Source organism: Anaerococcus provencensis, assembly GCF_000312365.2.
Taxonomy (GTDB): Bacteria; Bacillota; Clostridia; order Tissierellales; family Peptoniphilaceae; genus Anaerococcus; species Anaerococcus provencensis.
In genome coordinates, this window is the sequence record NZ_HG003690.1 from 20516 (window position 1) to 44267 (window position 23752).

The 23752-nt window shown below is 34.2% G+C and carries 21 protein-coding genes; 18 read left to right on the forward strand and 3 right to left on the reverse strand.

Annotated features, from left to right (window positions below; genetic code table 11):
- Positions 1–131 precede the first annotated feature (131 nt).
- From BN38_RS08900 to BN38_RS08930, 7 genes are all read left to right on the forward strand, one after another.
- Positions 132–1727 carry an ATP-binding cassette domain-containing protein gene (locus BN38_RS08900; RefSeq protein WP_044567059.1) on the forward strand — a complete coding sequence of 532 codons (1596 nt, stop codon included), beginning with the start codon at positions 132–134 and terminating at the stop codon, positions 1725–1727.
- Positions 1728–1812: 85 nt separating this feature from the next.
- On the forward strand, positions 1813–2307 hold the full coding sequence (locus BN38_RS08905; RefSeq protein WP_044567061.1) for a GNAT family N-acetyltransferase: 495 nt from the start codon (positions 1813–1815) through the stop codon (positions 2305–2307).
- A 156-nt stretch (positions 2308–2463) separates the two neighbouring features.
- A complete protein-coding gene (locus tag BN38_RS08910; protein ID WP_044567063.1) occupies positions 2464–3240 on the forward strand; it encodes a dimethylarginine dimethylaminohydrolase family protein in 777 nt (258 codons plus the stop codon).
- 92 nt (positions 3241–3332) lie between these two features.
- Positions 3333–4769: an amino acid permease gene (locus tag BN38_RS08915; protein WP_044567064.1), complete on the forward strand. Its 1437-nt coding sequence runs from the start codon at positions 3333–3335 to the stop codon at positions 4767–4769.
- 44 nt (positions 4770–4813) lie between these two features.
- Positions 4814–5893: an alanine racemase gene (locus BN38_RS08920; protein WP_044567067.1), complete on the forward strand. Its 1080-nt coding sequence runs from the start codon at positions 4814–4816 to the stop codon at positions 5891–5893.
- A gap of 18 nt (positions 5894–5911) precedes the next feature.
- Positions 5912–6691, forward strand: a complete 780-nt coding sequence (locus tag BN38_RS08925; protein ID WP_044567069.1) for a dimethylarginine dimethylaminohydrolase family protein — start codon at positions 5912–5914, stop codon at positions 6689–6691.
- Positions 6692–6802: 111 nt separating this feature from the next.
- Positions 6803–7474 (forward strand): hypothetical protein, encoded by a 672-nt coding sequence (locus BN38_RS08930; protein WP_049944487.1) that lies wholly within the window; start codon positions 6803–6805, stop codon positions 7472–7474.
- 156 nt (positions 7475–7630) lie between these two features.
- On the opposite strand, the gene BN38_RS08935 is transcribed toward BN38_RS08930, so the two are convergent.
- Positions 7631–7864 (reverse strand): type II toxin-antitoxin system Phd/YefM family antitoxin, encoded by a 234-nt coding sequence (locus BN38_RS08935; RefSeq protein ID WP_230197768.1) that lies wholly within the window; start codon positions 7862–7864, stop codon positions 7631–7633.
- A 117-nt stretch (positions 7865–7981) separates the two neighbouring features.
- Between BN38_RS08935 and BN38_RS08940 the strand changes: the two genes are divergently transcribed.
- Entirely contained in the window at positions 7982–8284 is a 303-nt protein-coding gene (locus tag BN38_RS08940; RefSeq protein ID WP_044567073.1) for a type II toxin-antitoxin system RelB/DinJ family antitoxin, read from the forward strand.
- 132 nt (positions 8285–8416) lie between these two features.
- Here the strand turns inward: BN38_RS08940 and BN38_RS08945 are convergent, their stop codons facing one another.
- Positions 8417–9382, reverse strand: coding sequence for a hypothetical protein (locus BN38_RS08945; protein WP_044567076.1), 966 nt, complete (start codon positions 9380–9382; stop codon positions 8417–8419).
- 224 nt (positions 9383–9606) lie between these two features.
- Between BN38_RS08945 and BN38_RS10805 the strand changes: the two genes are divergently transcribed.
- The 10 genes from BN38_RS10805 (at position 9607) to BN38_RS08990 (ending at position 23438) form a co-directional block, all read left to right on the forward strand.
- Positions 9607–11577: a peptidoglycan amidohydrolase family protein gene (locus tag BN38_RS10805; protein WP_049944488.1), complete on the forward strand. Its 1971-nt coding sequence runs from the start codon at positions 9607–9609 to the stop codon at positions 11575–11577.
- A gap of 180 nt (positions 11578–11757) precedes the next feature.
- Positions 11758–13941: an ABC transporter substrate-binding protein gene (locus tag BN38_RS08955; protein WP_044567078.1), complete on the forward strand. Its 2184-nt coding sequence runs from the start codon at positions 11758–11760 to the stop codon at positions 13939–13941.
- Positions 13942–14184: 243 nt separating this feature from the next.
- A complete protein-coding gene (locus BN38_RS08960) occupies positions 14185–14694 on the forward strand; it encodes a helix-turn-helix domain-containing protein (protein WP_044567081.1) in 510 nt (169 codons plus the stop codon).
- A gap of 376 nt (positions 14695–15070) precedes the next feature.
- The gene (locus BN38_RS11595) at positions 15071–15709 is read left to right on the forward strand and encodes a hypothetical protein (protein WP_326544535.1); all 639 of its coding nucleotides are present in this window, start codon (positions 15071–15073) and stop codon (positions 15707–15709) included.
- Positions 15710–15993: 284 nt separating this feature from the next.
- On the forward strand, positions 15994–17343 hold the full coding sequence (locus tag BN38_RS11600; protein ID WP_326544537.1) for an ABC transporter substrate-binding protein: 1350 nt from the start codon (positions 15994–15996) through the stop codon (positions 17341–17343).
- A 347-nt stretch (positions 17344–17690) separates the two neighbouring features.
- A complete protein-coding gene (locus tag BN38_RS08970) occupies positions 17691–18653 on the forward strand; it encodes an ABC transporter permease (RefSeq protein WP_044567083.1) in 963 nt (320 codons plus the stop codon).
- A gap of 10 nt (positions 18654–18663) precedes the next feature.
- On the forward strand, positions 18664–20637 hold the full coding sequence (locus BN38_RS08975) for an ABC transporter permease subunit (protein ID WP_044567086.1): 1974 nt from the start codon (positions 18664–18666) through the stop codon (positions 20635–20637).
- Positions 20638–20645: 8 nt separating this feature from the next.
- Entirely contained in the window at positions 20646–21647 is a 1002-nt protein-coding gene (locus BN38_RS08980) for an ABC transporter ATP-binding protein (protein ID WP_044567088.1), read from the forward strand.
- Positions 21634–23253, forward strand: coding sequence for an oligopeptide/dipeptide ABC transporter ATP-binding protein (locus BN38_RS08985; protein ID WP_044567090.1), 1620 nt, complete (start codon positions 21634–21636; stop codon positions 23251–23253). Before BN38_RS08980 ends, BN38_RS08985 begins: the two co-directional genes overlap by 14 nt.
- Complete coding sequence (locus BN38_RS08990) at positions 23250–23438, forward strand: hypothetical protein (RefSeq protein ID WP_044567094.1); 189 nt, start codon at positions 23250–23252, stop codon at positions 23436–23438. Before BN38_RS08985 ends, BN38_RS08990 begins: the two co-directional genes overlap by 4 nt.
- Positions 23439–23456: 18 nt before the next feature.
- Here the strand turns inward: BN38_RS08990 and BN38_RS11430 are convergent.
- The coding region (locus BN38_RS11430) for a hypothetical protein (RefSeq protein WP_230197769.1) at positions 23457–23752 on the reverse strand (296 nt) is incomplete at its 5' end.

The window sequence follows — 23752 nt, forward strand, 5'->3', positions numbered from 1 at the left end:
TAAAAACAACAATCAAAACAAGGTTTTCAATATTCTAATACCATATGTTATAATATAAACAAGAGTTTATAGTTTAAGTTAGGTGGAAAAAGTAAGTTGGATAGATTATTTTTATTACCGGAGAATAGATAATGAAAAATTATATACGAAAATTAAAAGCTCCCATTATAATACAAATCATATTTACTTTATTGTACTCAATTACTGTTGCTATTTTTCCTCTTATTAATAAATATTTATTTGATCATATTTTAGAAGAAGGTTTAAGTCTTGTTTTTAAACTTATAGGTCTTTATGTATTATTGATTCTTCTAAATTTATTCTTTCAATACATATCTAGGTTATACGAGTGGAAAGTTTCTAAGTTATTTTTTGTAAAGATTAAAGATGATTTGTTTAAGCATATTTCTTCTTTAGATATCCACGAATTTAATAAAAGAAAAGTTGCTGATTACTTGGTGATTTTTACTGAGAATGTGGAAGCAATAGACGAGGATTATCTAAGTGCCTACATAGATCTCTATAAATCTATCCTTAATATTATAGTGTTTTTAACAACCTTGCTAGTTTTTGTGGATTATAGGATAAGTATAGTTGTCCTATTATCTTCTGTCTTAATTGTATTTATACCTAAAATATTTAAAAAGAGATTGTCATTTTTAAGAGGAGAGCAAATAGCAAGCATAAAGAGATACTTTGATAAGGTTCTTGACTTATTATCTGGTAAATCACGAATCAATAGAGTAACTTTTAAAAATATTAATAACGAGCATAGGTCATATCTTACTGATAGTGAGGACAAAAGATATAAGTTTGGTAAGTTTAAAACTATTTCAGATTTAGCAGGAGCTTTTGGTATATTTCTAGTGGAATTTAATACCTTTGTTATAGTAGCCATACTTCTGGCTCAAGGGAAAATCACTGTTGGAGTTGGAATAGCAGCTTTTGGATACACTACTAGTTTTCTAGATCCTATTAATGATATTCTAAGTTGCATAAATCTTATAAATTCTACCCAAGAATTAGTTGATGAAACTATGGATTTCATTAATGGAGACCTAATAGAAGAAAAAGACAAATGGGAAGATAAAAAAGTCGATAGACTAAGCTTAGAGAATTTATCTATAAGTTTTGATAATTTTTCCTTAGATAAGGTAAACTATGTATTTGAGAAAAATAAAAGATATGCTATTCTCGGACATAGCGGATCTGGCAAATCTAGCCTATTAAAACTCATTGATGGAAGCCTAGAAGCAGAAACTGGGCAAATTTATATAGATGGGAATCCTATAGATGATTTGGACGAATACATATTTTCACTCAAACAATATGAGTATCTATTTAGAACAGATTTCATAAACAACATTAGTATATTCAAAAGCATGGAAACTGACACGAAATTAGTAAATAATTTCTTGATGGCCCTAAATGAAAAGATGAGAAACAAAATCATAAATTATGAGGATATAAATAAGCTAAGTGGAGGAGAAAAGCAAATTATAGGCATAGTACGTATGCTAGTAGCAGATAGACCAATAATACTTTTAGATGAGCCCTTTGCTAGTATTGACCACAAAACAAGCAAGATAATAAAAGATTATCTTCTAAACTTACAAGATAAGATAATAATTGAAATCACCCATGATTTATCAGAAGAAAACCTATCAAGATTTGATGAATTGATACATATGGATGAGGGGAAAATAATAGTAAGTGAAAAAATATAAAAACTTCTAAAGTTGCGATACAAATCGTGGCTTTTTTGTTTCATGTGAAACAATAAACTAATATAATAGTACCAAAGGGGGACTTATGATAGTAGAAATGACAGCAGACCATATAGGGAAAATAAACAAGAATTTTGCCGACCAAGGTTGGGATGAGAGAACTGACATTTTAAATACATATTTACAAGAACAAAACAAGGGAGATCGTATAGTTTTAGTATATGAAAATGATGACCAAGTGAAGGGATATATCACTCTAGTAAAAAATCCAAGTTCAGGTCCATTTAAGAACACAAAAATCCCAGAAATCAAAGACTTTAACGTCTTCGAAAAATATCAAAATAAAGGTATAGGTCAAGAACTTTTGGACGCTATAATCAAAAAAGTAAATGGTCCACGAGTAGGTATTGGAGTAGGACTTAATCCAGACTATGGCAAAGCGCAGAGAATGTACATCAAAAACGGATTTATCCCTGATGGCAAAGGAATTTACTACAAGGGTGAAATTGTAAAATCTGGAGATACTTGCATTAATGATGACGATTTGACTATGTATTTTACAAAAAGGATTAATTTTTGAGATATTATTAACGTAATCTTTCTTAATTTCAAATTAAATGACAATTTATAATTAAAATTTTTCGACATTTTAGGTGTTGATTAATATATCTAAAAGTTATATAATGTAAAGGAAAGGTTTTCTCTTTTCAAAAATTATTAACGGAGGTATTAATAAATGAGACATTTCAAGAATGTTATAGTGCGTATTCCTGGAAGAGGAATAAGTGAAGGAATTACTTCAAATCCTGAATTAGGTAAACCAGAGTATGAGAAAGCTCTAGTTCAACATGAGCATTATGTTGAAGCTTTGTCAAAATGTGGTGTTAAGGTAAACGTTCTACCACCTAATGATGAATTCCCTGATTCTTGTTTTATGGAAGATACAGCATTATGTACTGATAAGTGCGCTATCATTTCTAGACCAGGTGCAGAAACTCGTCGTGATGAAACTCAACTAGATGATTTCCGTAAATTACTTTCAAGCTTTTATACAAATGTTCATGAAATTAAAGAACCTGGTATGGTTGAGCCTGGAGACATTATGATGGTTGGAGATACTTTCTACATAGGAAAATCTGCAAGAACAAATGATGAAGGTTTTGCTCAAATGAAAGAAATTCTGGAAAGTTATGGAAAAACAGTAATTCAAGTTCCACTTGAAGAAGTTTTACACTTAAAAACTGGAGTTAATTATCTAGAAGATAACAACTTATTAGTTGCAGGTGAATTTGTTGATAATCCACTTTTTGATTCATTTAATAAAATAGTAGTTGATGAAGAAGAAGCTTATGGAGCAAACTGTATTTGGGTAAATGGAACTGTAATTGTCCCAGAGGGTTACCCAAAAGTTCAAGCGGCAATTGAACATCTAGGATATGATGTTCTAGTAGTTGATACCTCAGAGTATAGAAAAATTGATGGTGGCTTAAGCTGTCTATCATTAAGATTCTAATTATTTATAAATTTAAAATAGTGGGAAAAAGAAATGTAGAAATAACAGAGTATTTTTTTCACTATTTTTAATAAAGTTACAAGGAGAAAAAGATGGCTGAAAATAATTCAACCCAGCAAAAAGTTAGTTTATTAGGTCTTGTAGCTCTAACTGTAACAACAGTAATAGGAGCTGGCGTATTTAACTTACCAAGGGATTTGGCAGGTTCTTCCGCAGCTGGGCCAGCGCTATGGGCTTTAGTATTAGCAAGTATTGCCTTTGCTATATTTGTATACTGCTTAAAGTATCTGCAAGATCATTATCCACACCTAGATGCAGGTATATTTAGTTTCCCAGAACAAGGTTTTGGAAAATTCGTTGGATTTTTATCCTGCGCTGGTTATTGGTTATCTATTGTTGTAGGGAATGTATCTTTGGGTGTATTATCTGTAAGTTCATTAGGATATTTTATCCCTGCTTTTAGAGGAGGAAATAATGTCGCTTCTCTAATATTATTATCAGTTATTTTGTGGGTATTTTATTTCATTTGCATTTCAGGTGCAAAAAACGCTTCAATATTTAATACAATAGTATGGATAGCAAAAATGATACCTATAGTAGTATTTGTCGTAGCTTTGATAGGGGCTTTCAACATAGACATTTTTAAATCTGGTCTATGGGAAAATGCTTTTGCATCAGAAGGAATGCCTACATCGACAGGTGGGCAAATATCTGCAGCTTTAGCTTCAACTATTTGGGTGTATGTTGGTATTGAAGGAGCCTTAATATATTCAGCTCGTGCTAAATCAAAATCTGATGCGTCTAGGGCAATTGTTATATCTTATATAGTTATTGCAGTTACTTACTTACTATTAATATTTTTAACATTTGGTGTGCTATCCCAAGAACAAATCGCAAATACAGATGTTCCTGCATTAGGAGGAATATTGGAAAGTGTAGTTGGAAAATGGGGTGCTGTAGTAATGAACTTTGGCATTGCTTTATCAGCTGCAGGTTGCTGGTTTGGTTGTTGTTTATTTACAGGTGAAGTATTGGACGTTGCGGCTAAACATCAAATCGTTCCAAAAGCTTTTGGAGAAGAAAATGAAGTAGGACAACCTAAAAAAGCTTTACTAGTTTCTACAATAATTCAACAAATATTTTTTGTTACTATAATTATAAATGAATCCATTTATAATGTTATGGCTCTATTTGCTTCTAGTACTATGCTTGTTCCATATTTCACAGTAAGTTTAGCAATGATAAAAGAATCCATGAAATTTGATGGCGGATTTAAATTTAATTCCTTATTGGGTTGTTTATCAACTATTGCTATGGCATATTTAATGTACTCAACAGGCTGGAAATATATCATAATAACTGCATTGCTCTTTGCTGCTTGTATAATAGTTTACTATTTAGCTAGAAAAGAATATGGACAACAATTCCTCACAAGTAAGGAAAAAATTATTGCAATATTAATAATTATTCTTGCAATAATAAGTTTAGTATTGATATTTAATGGTACTATTGATCTTTCTACTATGTAAATATAATAGTAATTTTAGTAGTTAAGTTAATTAAGGAGATTAGTATGTCATATCCTAAAGTGGTAATAGATAGTAATAAGCTTAGAAATAATGCTAAGAATATTTTAAATATGTGTAATGATGATGGCATTGAAGTCGCTGGAGTAATTAAGGGAATAAATGGACTAGATGAAGTTATAAAAATATTAATAGACGCAGGTTTTGATACCTTAGCTTCATCAAGATTGTCACAATTAAAAAAAGTTAAAGAAATAAATCCTGATATTAAAACATTTAATTTAAGAATACCTATGTTAAGTGAAGTAGATGAACTTATCGAATGTTCTGATATAAGCTTAAATTCATCTTTACAAACTTTAAGAGAACTAAATAAAGCCGCTAATGAACAAAATAAAACTCATAGTGTTATTTTAATGGCTGAATGTGGTGATCTTAGAGAAGGTATCTATGATGAGAAAGAATTAATAGATACTGCAGTTGTTGTAGAAAATGAATTAGAAAATCTTCATTTACTAGGTGTAGGAACAAATTTGGGATGTTATGGATCAATAATGCCAACTGTAGAAAAAATGAACGAGCTTATCGAAAAAGCCAACAAGATAAATGAAGCAATTGGGCGCAAATTAGAAGTGGTTTCAGGAGGAGCCTCAACTAGCATACCTTTAGTAGCTAAAGGCAAAATGCCTGAAGGGATTACTCATTTGCGTATAGGTGACGCACTATACATTAGTGATTTAGATGATTGTTTTGATTATAAAGTATTCACAGATGAAGACGAGGCATTTACTTTAGAAGCTGAGATAATTGAAGTAAAAGATAAGCCTAGTCATCCAGTAGGAACAATAGCTGTGGATGCATTCGGAAATAAAAAGGAATACGAGGACAAAGGTATACGTCGAAGGGCATTGATTGCTGTAGGTAGACAAGACCTTGGTGATTGCATGCATTTGAGACCTTTAGATAGTGAAATTGAAGTAATTGGTGGTAGTAGTGATCATACTATTTTAGATATTAGTGAATGTAAAAATGAATACAAGTTAGGAGATATTTTAAAATTTCACCTAATGTATGAAAATTTGTTGATGACTAGCCAATCAGAATATATTGAAAAAGAATTTATATAAAATAATTAGGAGGATATTATGTTAGAATTTAAAAATATTATTGTAAGAAAACCAAGTAAGTCTATGATAGAGGGTATTAGTACTGGTATGTTTAGTGAGGATAAACCTATTTATGAGGATGCTATCAACCAACATGCTGAATACGTAAAGACTATTGAAAGTTTGGGTCTTGAGGCTCTTGTTTTGGAAGCTTTGGAAGAATATCCTGATTCTTGCTTTGTTGAAGACCCTGCTGTTGTTTTGAAGGAATGTGCTATTATTACAAATTCTCCTAGAGAGAGCAGAAATGGTGAAAAATTTGAGATAGAGCCAGCTATCAAGAAATATTATTCAGATGATCAAATATTCTATATAGAAGCTCCAGGTACAATGGAAGGTGGAGATGTTATGGTTGTTGATAAACATATTTACATCGGCCAATCTGATAGAACCAATGCTGAAGGTGCTAAGCAATTTAGCGAAATAGTTGAAAAATATGGATATACAACTTCTACTGTTCCTGTAACAGAAGGCCTACACTTGAAAGACTTTGCTATTTATCTAGAAAATAACAATATGCTTGTAAGCGAAAAGATGAACGAAGAAGAAGCTTTCAAAGACTTCAACCGTTTTGTAGTTCCAAAAGAAGAACTATATGCTATTAACAGCCTATATATCAACGGCACCGTCCTAGTACCAGATGGATTCCCAAAGACACTTGAACACATCAAATCTCTAGGATATCCTGTTAAGGTTGTTAATACTGATGAATTTAAGAAAATAGATGGTAGTTTGACTTGCTTATCATTGAGATTCTAAGTTAAGAACTGATATTATTGTTTTTGAACTGACCCCCAAAAGTTAGACCTAAAAACTAACTAAGAGAGGTCAGTTTTTTTATTTTAAAGTACTATAGATGTGGGAGCTAATATGAAAACTTATACTAATAAATTTCACAATAAACATACATATTTAAATATAGAAAATTCAGAGATATCCACTATCAATGATTTTGATTATTTGCTTGATGAATACAAAAAGCCCCTACAAGTAGGAGTGGATTCTGATAATGATAATTTGATTGATCTATTGGTAAAAAATGATTTTATCTTAAAGAGAAAGTGCTATGAAATCGAAGCTACCAAGGATGATCTTAAATATCCCATTGAAAAGTCGGATATTTGCCAATGTCAATATGGGAGTTTGGAATACAAGAAATGTTGCCAAATTCTTTATGATTATTACGCTCTAGTTCACTATGATATTAGTCCACTAACTGCAAGTTTTGATGACTTTGTAAGTACTCTTCCCAAGGAAGCAATCTATATGAGAGAAGATGGGGTCATAACAATTTGTGCCTTTGTAGAAGAAAATGAAATTGCCTACCTAGCTAATAGCAAATCCGATTCAAAAATCAGAAGAGTATTCCTCAATGCCTTATTAACTTTCCTTTTTGACAAATATGAAGAAATATTCTTTGAGGCTGACGACACAGACTACTTTGCCACAGAATTAAAGGATATGTTTGACATAAATATTAAAAGCTCTTACGATACTTATATCAAATATTATAAAAAGCATGAGGCTAATAAGTTTTCCTAGTCTCATGCTTTTGTATTATTGATGTGATTATTAGCTCGAATGTTTTGTAAGGAGAATTTACAGATAAAAAATAATAGAACTCTTATAGACTTATCTCCGCTATTTTGTTAGTGAGTTGCTCGCCTAGAAATATTATATCTTCTTTAAAAAATCTAATTATTCAGCCAACTTTTTATAGGCTTTTTTATTTTTTTCTAAAAATTTATCTGAAATTTTCTTTAGTTCATCTTCAGATATATATTCTTCTTCGACTTCTTCATAAGGAACCATTATATATTTAGGTGCATTATTTTTTAAAATAACTGCAGAGCCTTTTTCATCAACTAATCTTGCTACTTTGGAAAAATTTTGATTGGCTTCTGTTATAGAAACCATTGTTTTTTTATTCATTTTTAATCTCCTTACTTTCATTCTACTACAAATTAAATATATACTATTATACATCCTATAAAAAATGTATTGCAAATTGCATTACATATAATATGATCTTTATAAGGAGATGAGTTTATGAGCAAAACTGATACTATAAATGTAAGAATTGAACCAGAAATTAAGAAACAAGCTGAGGAAATTTTGGCAAAGCTAGGCATACCTGTTTCTACTGCTATCAATATGTACTACAGGCAAATAGTTGAGAAGAATGGGATTTCTATGGAAGTAAAGCTTACTAGACCTAAATTACCTGTTGTAGAGGATATGAGTGAGGAAGACTTACTTGAAGAATTATCAAAAGGTTATAGAGATATAGAAAATGGGAATTATAGATCGGCAGAGGATGTATTTCGTGAACTTAATATGAAATTTAAATGACCTAAATAAAAAGTAAGGCCAATGATGTATGAAGTAAATTCTAGTGGTGAATTAGAATCTTCAATGCAAAACAAGATTATTTTATAGCAATAGAAAATTTGTAATTTAAAAGGGGCTTTTAGCCCCTAATTTTTATTCACCTGGATACATGGTTGATGCACCTGGGTACATCTTGCCTAGTTCGTCAAATATTAGTCCTATATCGCCAAATCCTGTTTCTTCTAGCCTATCCATGGCACGGGTGTAGGCCTTGTCTATATCGTCGTTTGTCATTTGATTTACTATAGAAGGACTAAATTCGTAATATTGGACCATTGCTGCTTTTATGGCATCGTAGTCTGTTTGGCTTGAGCCAAATCTTCTCATAGTTGGTTTCTTAGGTTTTTCGTCTTCCTCTTTTGAAGTGTCAGAAGTATCTTCTTCTGAGTCGGTACTTTCATCGCTTTCTTCTTCTGGTGAAAGTTTGTTTAAAAATAAGATGTCCGCAGCTCTTTTTATATAATCGTCAAAGTATAATTCTTCATTTTCCATATAGGCAATCTTTAGAGCTTCTTGGATGTAATAATCATCTGTTGCCCAAACCTTATCTGCTGGATAGCCCCAAGTTCCCATCAAAGTTCTCTCGTAGTTGAACCTATCTGTAAGCTCTCCTTCTACAGCAGCTTCTTGGTTGTATTTGGCTGCTATAGAATCTAGAGGGAATTTGCTAGATTGGTATGGGTTTTCATTTGCTAATTCTTGGAATACAAAGTCTTTTTGATCCCAGTAGCCAGTTTCTTCTGATAGTTCTTTTGCTTTTTCTACTACTGTATCAATTTCCTCATCAGAAAGCTCATCGGCAAAGTCTTGGTCAAATTCACCAAATTCGACTATCATATCTCTCCACTTATCATAGTCGATTGTGTCAACTTCTTTTTCTGTGACAGTTTTTTCTTCACCTTTTTTATCTTCTGCTGTAGATTCTGTATTATTATCCTCGAGAGCTTGAGATATTTCTTCATCATTTGCTACATTTTGGACATTTTTTGCTTCTTTATTGTTACAAGCACTTAAAGCAGCTATTAACGCAAGGCTTGCTAGTATTTTTTTGTAAGTCATATGGCCTCCTTAAGTTATTATAATTCTATCACGTTTCTTTATTTTTTTGTAGTTAAATACATATTTGTAATTATTTTTTAATTTTTTTGGGTAAAAAATATAAATTACGCAAATATTTGTAACTTTTTTGTTGCAATTAGATTCTAAATGGTTTATAATAGGTCTGTAAACTAAAAAAATAGACTTATTGTAATTATATTGTAATAAAAGTGAGGTAATAAAATATGAAGAAAATTAATAAAACATTATTGCTTGCCTCAACATTATTTGTATCTCAAGCTGTAACTCTTTCTGAAAATGCATATGCTGATGAAGGATACGATCTGAATGTTGAACTAAGCACTGAGGAAAGTTCTGATGCTAGCTTAAATGATCAAGTACAACCAATCAGCCAAGATCAAGTAGATAGCTATGAAGATAGCAATGAAGATATCACTCTAAGTAGCCAAAGCCTTGATGAAAATGAAGCTATCTCAGAAAATAAAGAGCTAGAGCCAGAGCTAGAATTAAAAGAAAAAGAAGAAAATACAAGTATCGAAAAAGAAGAAAATGAAGAAGCTGAAACTAGGCAAGAAGAATTAACTGATGAAATCAACGATGAATCAGAAGAAAAAGAAGAAAGAAATGACCTAGTTTACTACGACGATACAAATCTTGACGAAATTTTAACAATGATTGACGATGTTGATGCTAAAACAAGCGAAAATAGTCAATCCCTTGATAATAAAGCTACTGATAATCAAAATACTGAAGATCAAACTATTACAGAAGAAACAAATATTGATCAAAAAGTTTACTATGCTCCAAAGGCAACAGGTGTTATAGTTGAGGAAAAGAATACAACAAAATATTACGAAAACAATAAGTTAGTTACAAATGCACAAGTCATAGTTAATGATAGATTCTACAATATCGATAGCAAGGGTAATGCTACAAATCCAAAGGCTTACTGGACAGTAATGGGAGCAAACCTATATTATTCAGATGAGACAGGTCATATTGTAAGAGGTATCAAAGAAATCAAAAACAAAAAATACTATTTTAACAATGACGGTATCTTACAATTAAACAGACTTCTAGTAACAAATGAATCTCATTATGATATTGGAAGCGAAGGCGAAATGATTGCACCAAGAAATAAATGGGTGACAATTAACAATAAAAAATACTATAACGACAATAATGGAAAATTATTAAAGGGTATAGCTAAAATCGCCGATAAAACATATTACTTTGACAATTATGGAGTTTTAAAAACAAATAAAAAAGTTCTAACAGAATCAAGATTCTACACAGTGGATGGAAATGGTATAGCAACCAATAGAAAGAATTATTGGTTCAACCTTGGTGGCAAGACATATAGAACAAATAAAAACGGCTCTATAATAACGGGTCTATTTAACGAGGGAAAAAATACATACGTATTTGACGACCAAGGCGTATTATTCCAAAATACTTCTATAATTGCTGGTGGAAAATACTATAATATAGACAAGAACGGCCTAGTTAAAAATCCTAAGAATTCATGGGTAACATACAATGGTAAAAAATACCACACTAACGAAAACGGATATGTAAAAGAAGGCGTGTGGAAGATAGATGACAAATACTACTATTTCACATCAAATGGTCTAACAGCTAACAAGACAATTACACAACAAGGTGTAGTATACAAGGTAGATGAAAATGGTGTGGCTACAAAAGAAGACAACAACATACCAGGCGAAAAATCTGTTGATAAAGTTATGGAATGGATGTTCAATGCCAGAGCTAACAAGCTAACATACAATATGGGTGCAGGTAGAAATTCAGCCAGCCAAGCAGACTGCTCATCAGCCGTATATAGGTCACTAATATATGGTGGATTCCTAGATAAGAACGCATGGGTAGGCAATACCGAAACCTTATTCCAAATGGGAGCTAAGGGTAAGGTAATGTATGAAGTAGAAGAATCTGACATCAGGTATGGTGACATCTTCGTAGCAGGTACGCCAGGTGGATCTGCAGGAGCAGCAGGCCACACTGGATTTATCCTAAACCCAACAGATGATACAATCATTCATATGTCCTACAGTAAAAACGGTGTAGCAATAACACCTCGTAAGGGCTACATGGGCGATTCTAGAGGACTTCCAGTAAAATACTTTAGACTTGTAGGTGGAAGCTCTGCAAATACCTATCTTAATAAGAAATAATATAATCATATCAATACACTCTAGGAGTAATTCTTAGGGTGTATTTTTTTGTAAAGCTTTACTTATGTAAAAGATTGAAGATAAATATTCATTTATATTCATAAATTTACAAAAATTGATAATATTTATATTTATCGTATACTATAAGTCGTAGGAAAACAATTTAAGGGAGATATAATAATGAAAATAAAAAAAGTATTTTCATCTGTAATGGCCCTAGGCCTTTCTCTAACCCTTGCTTCCTGTGGAGGATCAGACACTGACTCTGTCAACCCAAGCGAAGATGTACAAACAAGCAAGGAAAGTACAGATGAATCAACTGATAGCCAAGAAGAAAATGACCTTGACCAAGATGCCAAAGAAGATTTGGATAACTTTGAAAGCCAAACATCAAACGACACCCTAGTAGTTGGTGTTGGATCAATGAATGGTGATTTCATCCAAGGATTCGGTAATGATGCCAATGACGTTAAAACTCGTAGACTTCTAGGTATAGAGGGCAACAATGGTTTTTCAACCTATGTCCAAGATGAAAACGGACAATGGCAATGGAACAAGGCAGTTTTAGCTGAAGAACCAACAAGTGTAAACAATGACGATGGTTCAATGACAGTAACATTTAAGCTAAAAGATGATGTTAAATGGTCAGACGGAGAGCCACTTACAGCTGATGACTTCTTATTTTTGACACTTTTACAATCTGATTACAACTACATTTCCATGACTGGTTCACTACAAATAGGTGACGATGGACTAGTAGGTTATGAGGCCTTCCACAATAACCAAGCAGATGAACTAGAAGGTCTAGAAAAAATAGATGATTATAGCTTTAGTGTGACTATAGATGCAAAAGAACTACCATACTTTGACGTTCAATCCCTATCAAATGAGGGAGCTAGACCACTTCACTACATTGCACCAAACCTTCAAGTAGCTGAAAATGGTAAGAGATTAGAAGTGAAAGATGGCTATGAAGTAACAGAATCTGATAAAGAAGAGTTTATCCAATCAGTAGATACAAGAATTGGCAAACTAAATGAAGAATTTGACGAAAATTATCCAGAAGTGCCAGAAGATGGCAGCGAGGAAAAGGAAGAATACGACCAAGACCTCAAAGATCGTGATGAAAAAATAGCCGAACTTGAAGCAAGCAAAGAAGGCGACATAGACCCAACTCGCCTACTAATCGACAAGGCTGCTATCTTTGAAACAGAAGAATATAGATTTAAGCCAGAAGTTACACCAGGGCCATATAAGTTCGAATCATTTAAAAACAATATGACAAAACTTAGCCTAAATGAAAATTATCCTGGCAACTTCAGAGGAGATAAGGCGACAATTCCAAATATCATCCTCCAAGTAATAAACGACAATATAGCTGTAGACCTACTAGAAAATGGAGATATAGACGTTTGGGAAGATGAAAATAAAGGTGGAAAAATCGACCAAATGAGAAAGGCTGCCGATGAAGGCAAAATTCAAATAGGATCTTTTGAAAGAAATGGTTATGGTAATATCACATTCCTAACAGATAGGGGACCAACCCAATACAAAGAAGTTCGCCAAGCTATAGCTTACCTAATGGATAGAAACGAATTCGTTGCATCCTATGCAGGTGGATACGGTGTTGTAACTAATGGTATGTACGGCCAAAGCCAATGGATGTATAAGGAACGTGGAGCTGATGTTGAAGGCGAAATGATTAACTATACTCTAAATATAGACAAGGCTAATGAACTATTAGACCAAACTCCATACAAATACGAAAAAGACGGAAAAACACCATGGGATAAGGCAAAACTAGAAGAAAACTTCAAGGGAGACCTAGAAGGATTTGATTACTATAGATACGATGAAAATGGCAAGAGATTGGTAGTAAACCAATACGGTTCAGACCAATCACCAATCACAACCCTTATCTCCAACCAACTACCAATAAATGCAGCCCAAGCTGGTATGGAATACAATGTAACATCTGGTTCCTTCTCAACTCTAATAGAGCTATACAACTATCCAAAAGAAGACCCAGACTATACAGCATTTAACATGGGATCAGACTTTGGTGTGCCATTTGACCCATGGCTATATTACTCACAAGAAGGTCCATTTAACAAGACAAGAACAAATGACCCAGAAGCTGACAGAATCACAGAAGATTTGAGAAAAACAGATCCATCTGATGTAGAAGGCTTCCTAGACAAATGGGTAGAATTCCAAATTTGGTACAATGACTACCTACCAGAAATCCCACTATACTCAAATATCTACCACACAGGATACTCAAACAGAGTAAAGGGATTTGATATCATGAGTCCAGTATGGCACCTAAACGACCAAATCAATGCCATAACACTCGGAGAATAATATCAAGTAGCAAAACAATAGAATAAAGAAATATTTCCTCACTACTTAATAGTTGATGAGAAATAAACTGATCTCCAAAAGTTAGAAGTAAAACTAACTTGAGGAGGTCTTTTTTATGGTAACATAAATAAAATCCCAAAAATAAAAACAAAAAATCAGGAAATACCAGTAAAAACACCCAAGTTGCCCTATAGTTGCTAGCTTTTTATCAAAAACGTCCCTACAATAGAAAAAGGAGGTCTTATGATTGGAGAAAAAATTAAAGAAAAAAGAAAAGGATTAAATCTTACTCAAGAATACTTGGCTAAGGAATTAAATATATCAAGGCAAGCCGTATCAAAGTGGGAAAAAGGACTTTCCGAGCCTTCCATGGATAATCTTGTTAAATTATCTGAAATATTTGGAGTTGATATGGCATACTTCAAAAATGATGGCGAAGATAATAAGCCCCCTATATCAAATATTTTTTGGGATTTCTTATATGCGGCTATTGGGCTTATTTTCTATTTACTATATTACTTTGGGATAATGGAGGGAGGCTTAAACAAAGATCCAAGGCAAATGCCATTTTTAATACTGACAGTTTTTTTAGCTATTTCAGTTATAGCTTTCCCTCAAGCTGTGAAAAATATGGGGGGAAAATTAGATGAGATTGATTATTTCATATTTTCAAAATTAATCTTACCAGTGATTTTTATAATATCACCTTTTATAGTTTTTTATTATATTTTTAAAAAAGAAAAATCTAATTAGTAAATATCATAATTGACTCATTTATAGTAATTTTTTCTGTAAGTGATTATAATAACAAACTTTTAGCAGAAATTTTCAAAAAAAGCAAAAATTTATTTTCGTATATATAAGATAAAAATGTATAAATGAAATATATCGGACTAAAGCGAAAAACATAACAATCACTTTAGCTAAGTGCTGGAACGCCTACGTTTACTACATTATTAGAATAAAGTTTTATTCATAATTATTTGAGAGTGATACTTAAAGCCTGAAAAACCAACCGTTATAATGTATAAGTATGCAACAAGATAAATAATAACAGCTTTTTTCTATTGACAAAAATTGAAATATAGATTAAAATTTACTTAACATAAAATTAATGGAGGGTATACTCGTGAAAATTAAAAAAGTATTTTCTTCCCTAATGGCACTAGGCTTGGCAGCAACTCTAGCAGCTTGTGGAGGAAACACTGATTCAGCAAATACTGAAAATGATAAAGCTGAGCAAGCAACAACTGAAGATACTGCAGCAGAAGATAACGCTGAAGAAACAACAGATGATGCTAGCGAAGATAATGCAGAAGAAACAACTGATAATGAAGACGAAAATACTGAGGAAGATGCTGAAGCAAGCGAAGAAGTAGAAAACTTTGAAGCTCAAACTGCTGATGACACTCTAGTACTTGGTCTTGCTGACATGAACGGTGACTTCTTAGTTGGTTGGACTAACAACACTAACGACGTTGTTGTAAGAAAATTACTTGGTATCGAAGGTAACTCTGGTTACGCTACTGTAGTCCAAGATGAAAATGGTCAATGGGTAAATAACCCGACCGTTCTTGATGGAGAACCAAAAGTTACTGAAAACGAAGATGGTTCAAAAACATATCAATATAAGATCAAAGAGGACCTAAAATGGTCTGATGGTGAGCCAATTACAGCAGATAACTACCTATATGGTAACTTAATCTTTACTCACCCATCATATATACCTGTAACAGGATCTACATCAATAGGTGTGCTGACTCACTAAAAGGCTACGAAGCTTACCACACTGGTAAAGATGCAGACGGTAACGATGTTGACTTCTTTGAAGGTCTAAAGAAAATCGATGACTACACATTCGAATTTACTATTGATAGCGAATTCTTACCATATTTTGAAGAAGCAGCTCTAGCTTCAGCTGACCCATTCCCGCTTCATGCAGTAAGTGAAAACCTAGTTCTTAACGAAGATGGTACAAAACTTGTTGCAAAAGATGGATATGAACCAAGCGAAGAAGAAATCCAAAAATATAAAGACGACCTTCAAAAACAAATCGACAATCTAAACGCAGACTTTGAAGAAAACGTAGAAGAACCAGGAGCAGATGCTTCTGAAGATGATAAGGCAGCTTACGAAGAAGAAAAAGCAGCTCATGATGAAGAAGTAAAAATCCTTGAAGACAAGATGAATGGCGATGTTGACCCAAGCTTGCAATTAATCGAACAAGCTATGCTTAACATCTACAATGAATATAGGGTTAACCCAACAGTTACAGCTGGACCATATATGTTTGATGAATTCAAAAACAACATGGTTAAACTATCTCTAAACCCTAACTATGCAGGAAATGCTAAGGGTGACAAGGCAACAGTTCCACATATCATAGTACAAACAGTAAACTCAAATATAGCTGTAGACTTACTAGAAAATGGCGATATAGATATTTGGGAAGCAGAAGCAGACGGTGGTAAGATTGACCAAATGAGAGCTGCAGCTGACGCTGGCAAGATCAAATTCAACGAATTTGAAAGATCTGGTTATGGTAACCTTACATTCTTAACAGATAGAGGATGCACACAATACAAAGAAGTTCGTCAAGCTATCGCTCACTTAATGGACAGAAACTCATTCGTACAATCATATGCTGGTGGTTACGGTGTAGTAACAAACGGTATGTACGGCCAAAGCCAATGGATGTACAAGGAAAGAGGAGCTGACCTAGAAAGTGATCCTAATATGATCAACTATCAATTAAACCTTGATACAGCTAACGAATTACTTGACAAGACACCATTTACATTTGAAGCAGATGGAAAAACTCCATGGGATAAGGCAAAAGCTGACGAAGAATTCGCTTCAAATGCTGATAATTTTGATTATTTTAGATACGATGAAAATGGTAATAGACTAGTTGTAAACCAATATGGTTCTGATGAATCTCCAATTACAACACTAATCTCTAACCAACTTCCAAACAACGCTAAACAAGTTGGTATGGAATATAACGTAACAGCTGGTAACTTTGCAACATTATTGCAATATTACGTATCTCCAGCAGAAGATGCAGAATATACAGCATTTAACATGGGTACCAACTTTGCACCAATATTTGACCCATGGTATCAATACAACTCAAAGGGTAGTGATAACAAGACAAGAACAAATGATCCAAAAGTTGATGAAATCACAGAAAAACTACGTAGAATCGCTCCAGATGATAAGGAAGCATTCCTAGACGAATGGATGAAATTCCAACTTTGGTACAATGACTACCTACCAGAAATTCCTCTATACTCTAACCTATTCCACACAGGTTACACAAACAGAGTTGAAGGATTTGATATCAATACGCCAACATGGCAATTTGCAGATCAAGTTAACGCAATTACAATAGCTAAATAGTTATCGAAAATCTCTTAAAACTAAAAGGGCTCACCTAGGTGAGCTTTTTTAGTTAATGATAATGTATAATTTGGTAGATTTATTAGTTTATTTGCATAAATATATAGATATTCAAAATGAGGATAAATAAATAATTATACATAAAAATGATAATTATTTCTTATTATTATATTAATAATATTTGACAAAGTTGGGCCAATATATTAATATATAACTTATAAAAAATGTTATTTTGGGGTTTTTAACCTATTTGATTTTTACTAAATAAATACATAGAAATTATTCAATTGATAACGATTTAGTAAATATAAAAAAATCAATTATATAATAAAATAGGAAGGGAAATTATGCTCCGTTATATAGTAAAGAGAATTTTAAACATGATACCAGTTGCAATAATCATATCTATATTGCTATTTACTTTCTCAAAAGCTATGCCTGGGGATCCTATCAAGGCCATGATGCCACAAGGAACTCGTATGACTAAGGCACAAGAAGAACAGCTTTATGAGACACTTTCTGAACGTTATGGACTAAATAAGTCCTATCCAGAGCAATACGTTAGATGGTTAGGCAGAACCCTTAAAGGTGACTTTGGTGAGTCAATTAGAGTTAGACGTGATGTGAAAGAATATTTAAAAGAACCACTAAAAAATACAATATATCTTAATATTGGTTCTACTATTATTTCCTTTATACTATCGGTACTGATAGGTATAAGGTCGGCCACCCATAGGGGAGGGGTCTTTGATAGGACCTTCCAGACTTTAACACTGGTTGGTTTGTCTATTCCAGTATTCTTCATAGGACTTATTGCAATTTATATTTTTGCATTTAAACTTAAATGGTTCCCAGCTAATGGTATGCCAAGGACCAACGAATTTGGTGAATGGGTGAGATATTTGTTCTTACCAACACTTACGCTTACTATAGGTTCTCTTGCAGGGCTTTCTAGGTATGTTAGAAACTCAATGCTTGATGCCCTAAACCAAGATTATATTAGAACAGCAAGATCTAAGGGTCTTAAGGAAAAGACTGTTATCTATTCACATGCCTTTAGAAATGCGCTTATTCCAGTTGTTACAGCCCTAACATGGGCAGTATTAGGTATGTTCTCTGGTTCTGCTATTACTGAGAGGATCTTCTCATATAGAGGAATTGGTAACGAACTTATTTCTGCAGTTATGGCCCAAGACTACAATATTATATTAGCCCTATCAATGTTTTATGCAGTACTTACACTCTTAGGAAACTTGATAATGGACGTAGCCTATGCGCTAGTTGATCCAAGGGTTAAACTAGACGCTTAAGAGGGGTAATATGAACAAGACATTTAACAAATCATTAAAATCATATAAGAAGTTTTTAAAGTCATATTTCCTTAGAGGCTTTACATTTGCAGATGGTTTAGATGAAAACGAAACTAAAAAAGTAGAAGATAATAGACTTGATCCAGAGATGAGAGAAAATCTCAACGGACCAAATTCAAATATAGGTACAAGTGGAGATCCTTCCACAGAAAATAAGGACCTAAAAGAAGAAGCCATCCTTTCACCAGGTCAAGTAGCACTAAGAAACTACTTTAGAAACCCACTTGGTGTTATTGGACTTATAATGTTTATAGCTATAATACTAGTTATATTTATAGGCTCTAGAGTCCTACCTTTTAACCAATACTATTCACAAGGTAACCTTACTAACGTTGCTCCAGGTGGGGCATATATGAATTTCCCTGGTGAAATGGAAAAAGAAGGTACAAAGAAGATATCAATGGGTAATACCTTTGCTGTTGGCCTTACAAACGAAAACAATGTTTATGTTTGGGGATCAAACAACGAAGACAATATTACATCCATACCTGATAAAGTAAAAGAAGGCCTTGCTGGCAAAGAAATCAAAGATGTGGCAGCTGGTGATAGACATATCCTTGTAGCTACAGAAGATGATGAGCTTTATGGTTGGGGTAACAACTCCTTTGATCAAACAAAGATTCCGCCAATGCAAGAAGCTCAAATCAAAGAAGAAGGTATAGAAAAAATTGGTGCTGGTGTTCAATATTCAGCTATAGTTACCAAAAAGAAAAACCTTGTAGTTTGGGGTTCAACTATGGCCAGCCGTTTGAACATGATTCCATCAACAGTTCAAGGCCAAGTCGAAGACTTTGATACTTCACCAATCAATATGATTGTTGCAAAGACAGATGGAACAGTTCAACTTATAGGTGTAATGGGTGCAGAAAACCAAACAGCTATGCCAAAAGAATTGACTGATGGCTCAGTTTTTGTCAAAAAAGTTGCCCTAACATCAAGCTCAGCTGCGGCCCTTGATGACAAAGGAAAACTATATGTTTGGGGACCATCTAGAGCTGGTATTTCTGGCAATAATGTTCCAGAATTTGAAGCTCCAATAGTAGATATCCAAGGTGGAGATTCTACCTTTACTGCCCTTGATGAAAACGGCAAGATCTATACTTGGGGTTTAGATAACTACGGTGAACTAAATGCACCAGATGGTGAATTTGATCAAATATACGCATCCTACTTTAACCAATACGCAGTTGACAAGGAAGGCAAGATCAAAACTTGGGGACTTAATGGATTTAGATTTGGTTCTGATGACCAAGGTCGTGATATCTTCACAAGACTAATCCACGGTGGTCGTATGACTATGATTATCGCCTTAATCTCTACAGTACTTCAAGTAGTTCTTGGTGTACTTATAGGTATGATTTCAGGTTTTGCCGGAGGACGTGTGGACAATATCTTGATGAGAATGTCAGAAATTATTGCATCATTCCCATTTTATCCAATGCTTATATCCCTATCAGCACTATTGCCACCAGGAGCTAGCCAAACTCAAAGAATCACCATGGTAATGGTTCTTCTAGGTTTGTTAGGTTGGACAGGACTTGCCCGTCTAGTACGTGGACAAATCCTTGCAGAACGTGAACGTGATTACATTACTGCAGCTCGTGCCCTTGGTGTTAAGAACTGGTCAATTATGATGAAACATATTTTACCAAATATCCTTTCAATCGTTATAGTAAACGCAACACTAGGATATGCTGGTAACTTACTAACAGAATCTGGTTTATCATTCTTAGGTTTTGGTGTACAAGAACCTACTCCATCATGGGGTAATATGTTGACAGCAGCACAAAGCTCTGATGTACTAAACATCTACTGGTGGAGATGGATATTCCCAGTACTTGCAGTATTCTTAGCATCTTTCTCTGTAAACCTTATAGGTGATGCTATGCGTGATGCTATAGACCCAAGAGCAAATGAGAGATAGAGGTAAAGATGAGATTACTAGAAATAAATAAGCTTCACACATATTTCTCCACAAGAAAAGGCCTAATCAAAGCTGTAAATGGAGTTTCATTTACTATCGATGAAGGAAAAACCCTTGGACTTGTAGGTGAGTCTGGTTCTGGAAAAAGCCAAACAGCCATGTCTATCCTAAGGCTGTTTGAACCTAACCAAAAGATCTATGAGGGAGAAATCTTATACAAAGGCGAAGATTTAACAAAATATAGCACAAAACAAATGGAAGAAATCAGGGGAAATGAAATCTCCATGATTTTCCAAGAGCCAATGAGCTCACTAAACCCAGTATTTACTGTTGAAAAGCAAATCTCAGAAGTTTTGATTCTTCACAGACATATGTCAAAGGCTGAAGCAGCCAAAAGATGTGAGGAGCTTCTTGCATCTGTTAAGATTCCTAACCCACATATTGTTGCAAAACAATATCCATTTGAACTATCAGGTGGCATGAACCAAAGGGTTATGATTGCTATGGCCTTAGCCTGTGAACCAAAGCTACTAATAGCCGACGAGCCTACAACAGCTCTAGACGTAACAATTCAAGCTCAAATCCTAAGGCTAATGAATGACCTAAAGCATAGACTTAACACTTCTATCCTATTTATCACTCACGACCTTGGGGTTATCAATCAAATGGCAGATGAAGTAGCGGTTATGTATTCTGGACAAATAGTAGAACAATCTCCAGTAGAATTTATCTTCAAAAGAGATATTACAGACTACAACCACCCATATACAGTAGCCCTACTAAACTCTATACCATCTATAACAAGTGATAAGAATGAGAGATTGGACATTATACCAGGTTCAGTACCACACCCACTAAACCTACCAAAGGGATGTAAATTTGCCGACAGATGTAAATTTGCTACAGAAAAATGTATCAATCAAATGCCTGAACTTGTTTCTGTAAATGAGAATCAAAGAATCAGATGCCATTATCCAAATAGAAAGGAAAGGGAAAATGGGAACAACTAACGATAAAAAGGTCTTATTCAAGATAAGAAACCTTAAAAAATATTTCCCTTTAAAAAAGAAATCTATATTTGATAAGGGACCAAGAGACTATGTCCATGCCAACGAATCTATCACAATAGATATCTACGAAGGTGAAACCCTAGGCCTAGTTGGAGAATCTGGTTGTGGTAAATCTACATTTGGTAGAACTCTTTTACAAATCTACGAACAAACTGAAGGAACCACCCTATATTATGGCAAAACAATAGAAGATATTGCTCCAGAATATATGGGCAAAATGATCAAAAATATACCAGGCCAATATCCAAACTATGCCAAAGCAAAAGAGGAATTGGATGCTATATACACTGAACTAGAAGGCGCAAGTACTGACCAAGCGCGTGCAGAAATAAACGAACGTGCTATGTTAAAACGTCACGAAATCGAAGAAAAATACACCAATATGGTAAGAATTGCTGGTGGTTTACTAGCAAGTGATGACCTATCAAAGGTATCAAGCCTCCTAGAAGACTACTACAAAGCATTAAAAGAAAGAGCAGTAGTCCTAGCAGACATAGAAGACTTCGAAGACAAACTCAAAATGAGATCTCGTGATTGGGACTCTTACCACAAGGCTTTGGAAGCTGACAACAAATACAAAGAACTAACCACAAAAAGAGCAGAACTTTCAAAAAAAGTTGGCGAAAAATTAAATATTGTCGACGAATATAGACAAAGCTTAAGCTCAAAAGAAGGATTCGAAGAATTAGAAGCCCTCAAAGATAGTGGTATAGACTTATCTGAACTAAACTCAGAAGAAATGAGAAGGATGAGAAAAGACCTACAAATGATCTTCCAAGACCCATACGGATCCTTGGATACAAAGATAACTGTAGGAAACATCATCGGTGAAGGCGTACTAGGACACGAACTATTCAAATCCAGAAAAGAAGCTGGATACAACGAATACATCCAAGAAACCATGGAAAAATGTGGACTAGCACCATACTTCCTCCACAGATACCCTCACCAATTCTCCGGTGGGCAAAGACAAAGAATTGGTATAGCCAGAGCCCTTGCCCTAAAACCAAGCTTTATAGTTTGTGACGAGGCAGTAAGTGCCCTAGACGTATCAATCCAATCACAAATTATAAACCTACTCCAAGACCTAAAAGATCAAAATAATCTAACATATCTATTCATCACCCACGACCTATCAGTAGTAAAATACATCTCTGATAGAATAGGTGTAATGTACCTTGGAGTATTAGTAGAACTTGCAAGCACAGAGCAAATCTTTGACAAGCCTCTACATCCATACACCCAAGCCTTACTACAAGCCATACCAAGAACTGACGTGGACCAAGGCCAAGAACTTGCAGTCATAGAAGGGGACATCCCATCAGCAGTTCACCCACCAAAGGGTTGCCGTTTCCACACCAGATGTGAGTACGCTATGGACATATGTAAGACCTATGAGCCTGAGCTCAAAGATTACGACAATGGCCACTTTGTAGCTTGCCACTTGATGGAAGTAAGCGAAGAAGAAAAGCAAAAAGCTTACGAAAAGAACAAGGCAGCAAAAGCAAAACAAGAATCAGAATTAGAAGAGATGAGTGCTCTATGAGAAAGCCAATAGATAGGTTTTCTGACAAATCAAATGAAGAAATCTATCAAAAGGAATCCTTGCTAGAAGACGACAATCTAGAAAAATACGACAGACTAGCAATGTTCCTTGCCGCTATAAAAGTACTCTTCCCAGCCCTACTAATAGTAGTAGGCCCGATCTTGCTTTTTGCAATATTATTATAAACGAGAAAATCCTATGATTTAGAAAAAGATCATAGGATTTTTTGGTATGACGGGCATGTCATCAATCTGTGGTGAAAGTCCACGAAGGGCGTAGTTGCCAGCGAACCTCATAGCAATTCCCAAGGCTTGTACCGTGAGGTACAGGCGAGAAGAAGGGATAGCAAAATTGTAGCCTGACGAACAGAAACCTAATACTAAGGCTTGCACGGTGGACAAGCGAACCAAAAGTCGTGAAGTCCAAAAGGCAACCGTAAACCATGCAAGTAGATTAGGCAGGTAGACAAGGAAAGATTGATGGCTTATCCCGTGAGGTC

Coding starts and splice junctions, on each gene's coding strand:
- BN38_RS08985 (WP_044567090.1), top strand. CDS start 21,634: ATGGGAACAACTAACGATAAAAAGGTCTTATTCAAGATAAGAAACCTT.
- BN38_RS08940 (WP_044567073.1), top strand. CDS start 7,982: ATGAGCAAAACTGATACTATAAATGTAAGAATTGAACCAGAAATTAAG.
- BN38_RS08955 (WP_044567078.1), top strand. CDS start 11,758: ATGAAAATAAAAAAAGTATTTTCATCTGTAATGGCCCTAGGCCTTTCT.
- BN38_RS08915 (WP_044567064.1), top strand. CDS start 3,333: ATGGCTGAAAATAATTCAACCCAGCAAAAAGTTAGTTTATTAGGTCTT.
- BN38_RS08960 (WP_044567081.1), top strand. CDS start 14,185: ATGATTGGAGAAAAAATTAAAGAAAAAAGAAAAGGATTAAATCTTACT.
- BN38_RS08905 (WP_044567061.1), top strand. CDS start 1,813: ATGATAGTAGAAATGACAGCAGACCATATAGGGAAAATAAACAAGAAT.
- BN38_RS08970 (WP_044567083.1), top strand. CDS start 17,691: ATGCTCCGTTATATAGTAAAGAGAATTTTAAACATGATACCAGTTGCA.
- BN38_RS08935 (WP_230197768.1), bottom strand. CDS start 7,864: ATGAATAAAAAAACAATGGTTTCTATAACAGAAGCCAATCAAAATTTT.
- BN38_RS08930 (WP_049944487.1), top strand. CDS start 6,803: ATGAAAACTTATACTAATAAATTTCACAATAAACATACATATTTAAAT.
- BN38_RS08980 (WP_044567088.1), top strand. CDS start 20,646: ATGAGATTACTAGAAATAAATAAGCTTCACACATATTTCTCCACAAGA.
- BN38_RS08920 (WP_044567067.1), top strand. CDS start 4,814: ATGTCATATCCTAAAGTGGTAATAGATAGTAATAAGCTTAGAAATAAT.
- BN38_RS08975 (WP_044567086.1), top strand. CDS start 18,664: ATGAACAAGACATTTAACAAATCATTAAAATCATATAAGAAGTTTTTA.
- BN38_RS08925 (WP_044567069.1), top strand. CDS start 5,912: ATGTTAGAATTTAAAAATATTATTGTAAGAAAACCAAGTAAGTCTATG.
- BN38_RS08945 (WP_044567076.1), bottom strand. CDS start 9,382: ATGACTTACAAAAAAATACTAGCAAGCCTTGCGTTAATAGCTGCTTTA.
- BN38_RS10805 (WP_049944488.1), top strand. CDS start 9,607: ATGAAGAAAATTAATAAAACATTATTGCTTGCCTCAACATTATTTGTA.
- BN38_RS08990 (WP_044567094.1), top strand. CDS start 23,250: ATGAGAAAGCCAATAGATAGGTTTTCTGACAAATCAAATGAAGAAATC.
- BN38_RS08900 (WP_044567059.1), top strand. CDS start 132: ATGAAAAATTATATACGAAAATTAAAAGCTCCCATTATAATACAAATC.
- BN38_RS08910 (WP_044567063.1), top strand. CDS start 2,464: ATGAGACATTTCAAGAATGTTATAGTGCGTATTCCTGGAAGAGGAATA.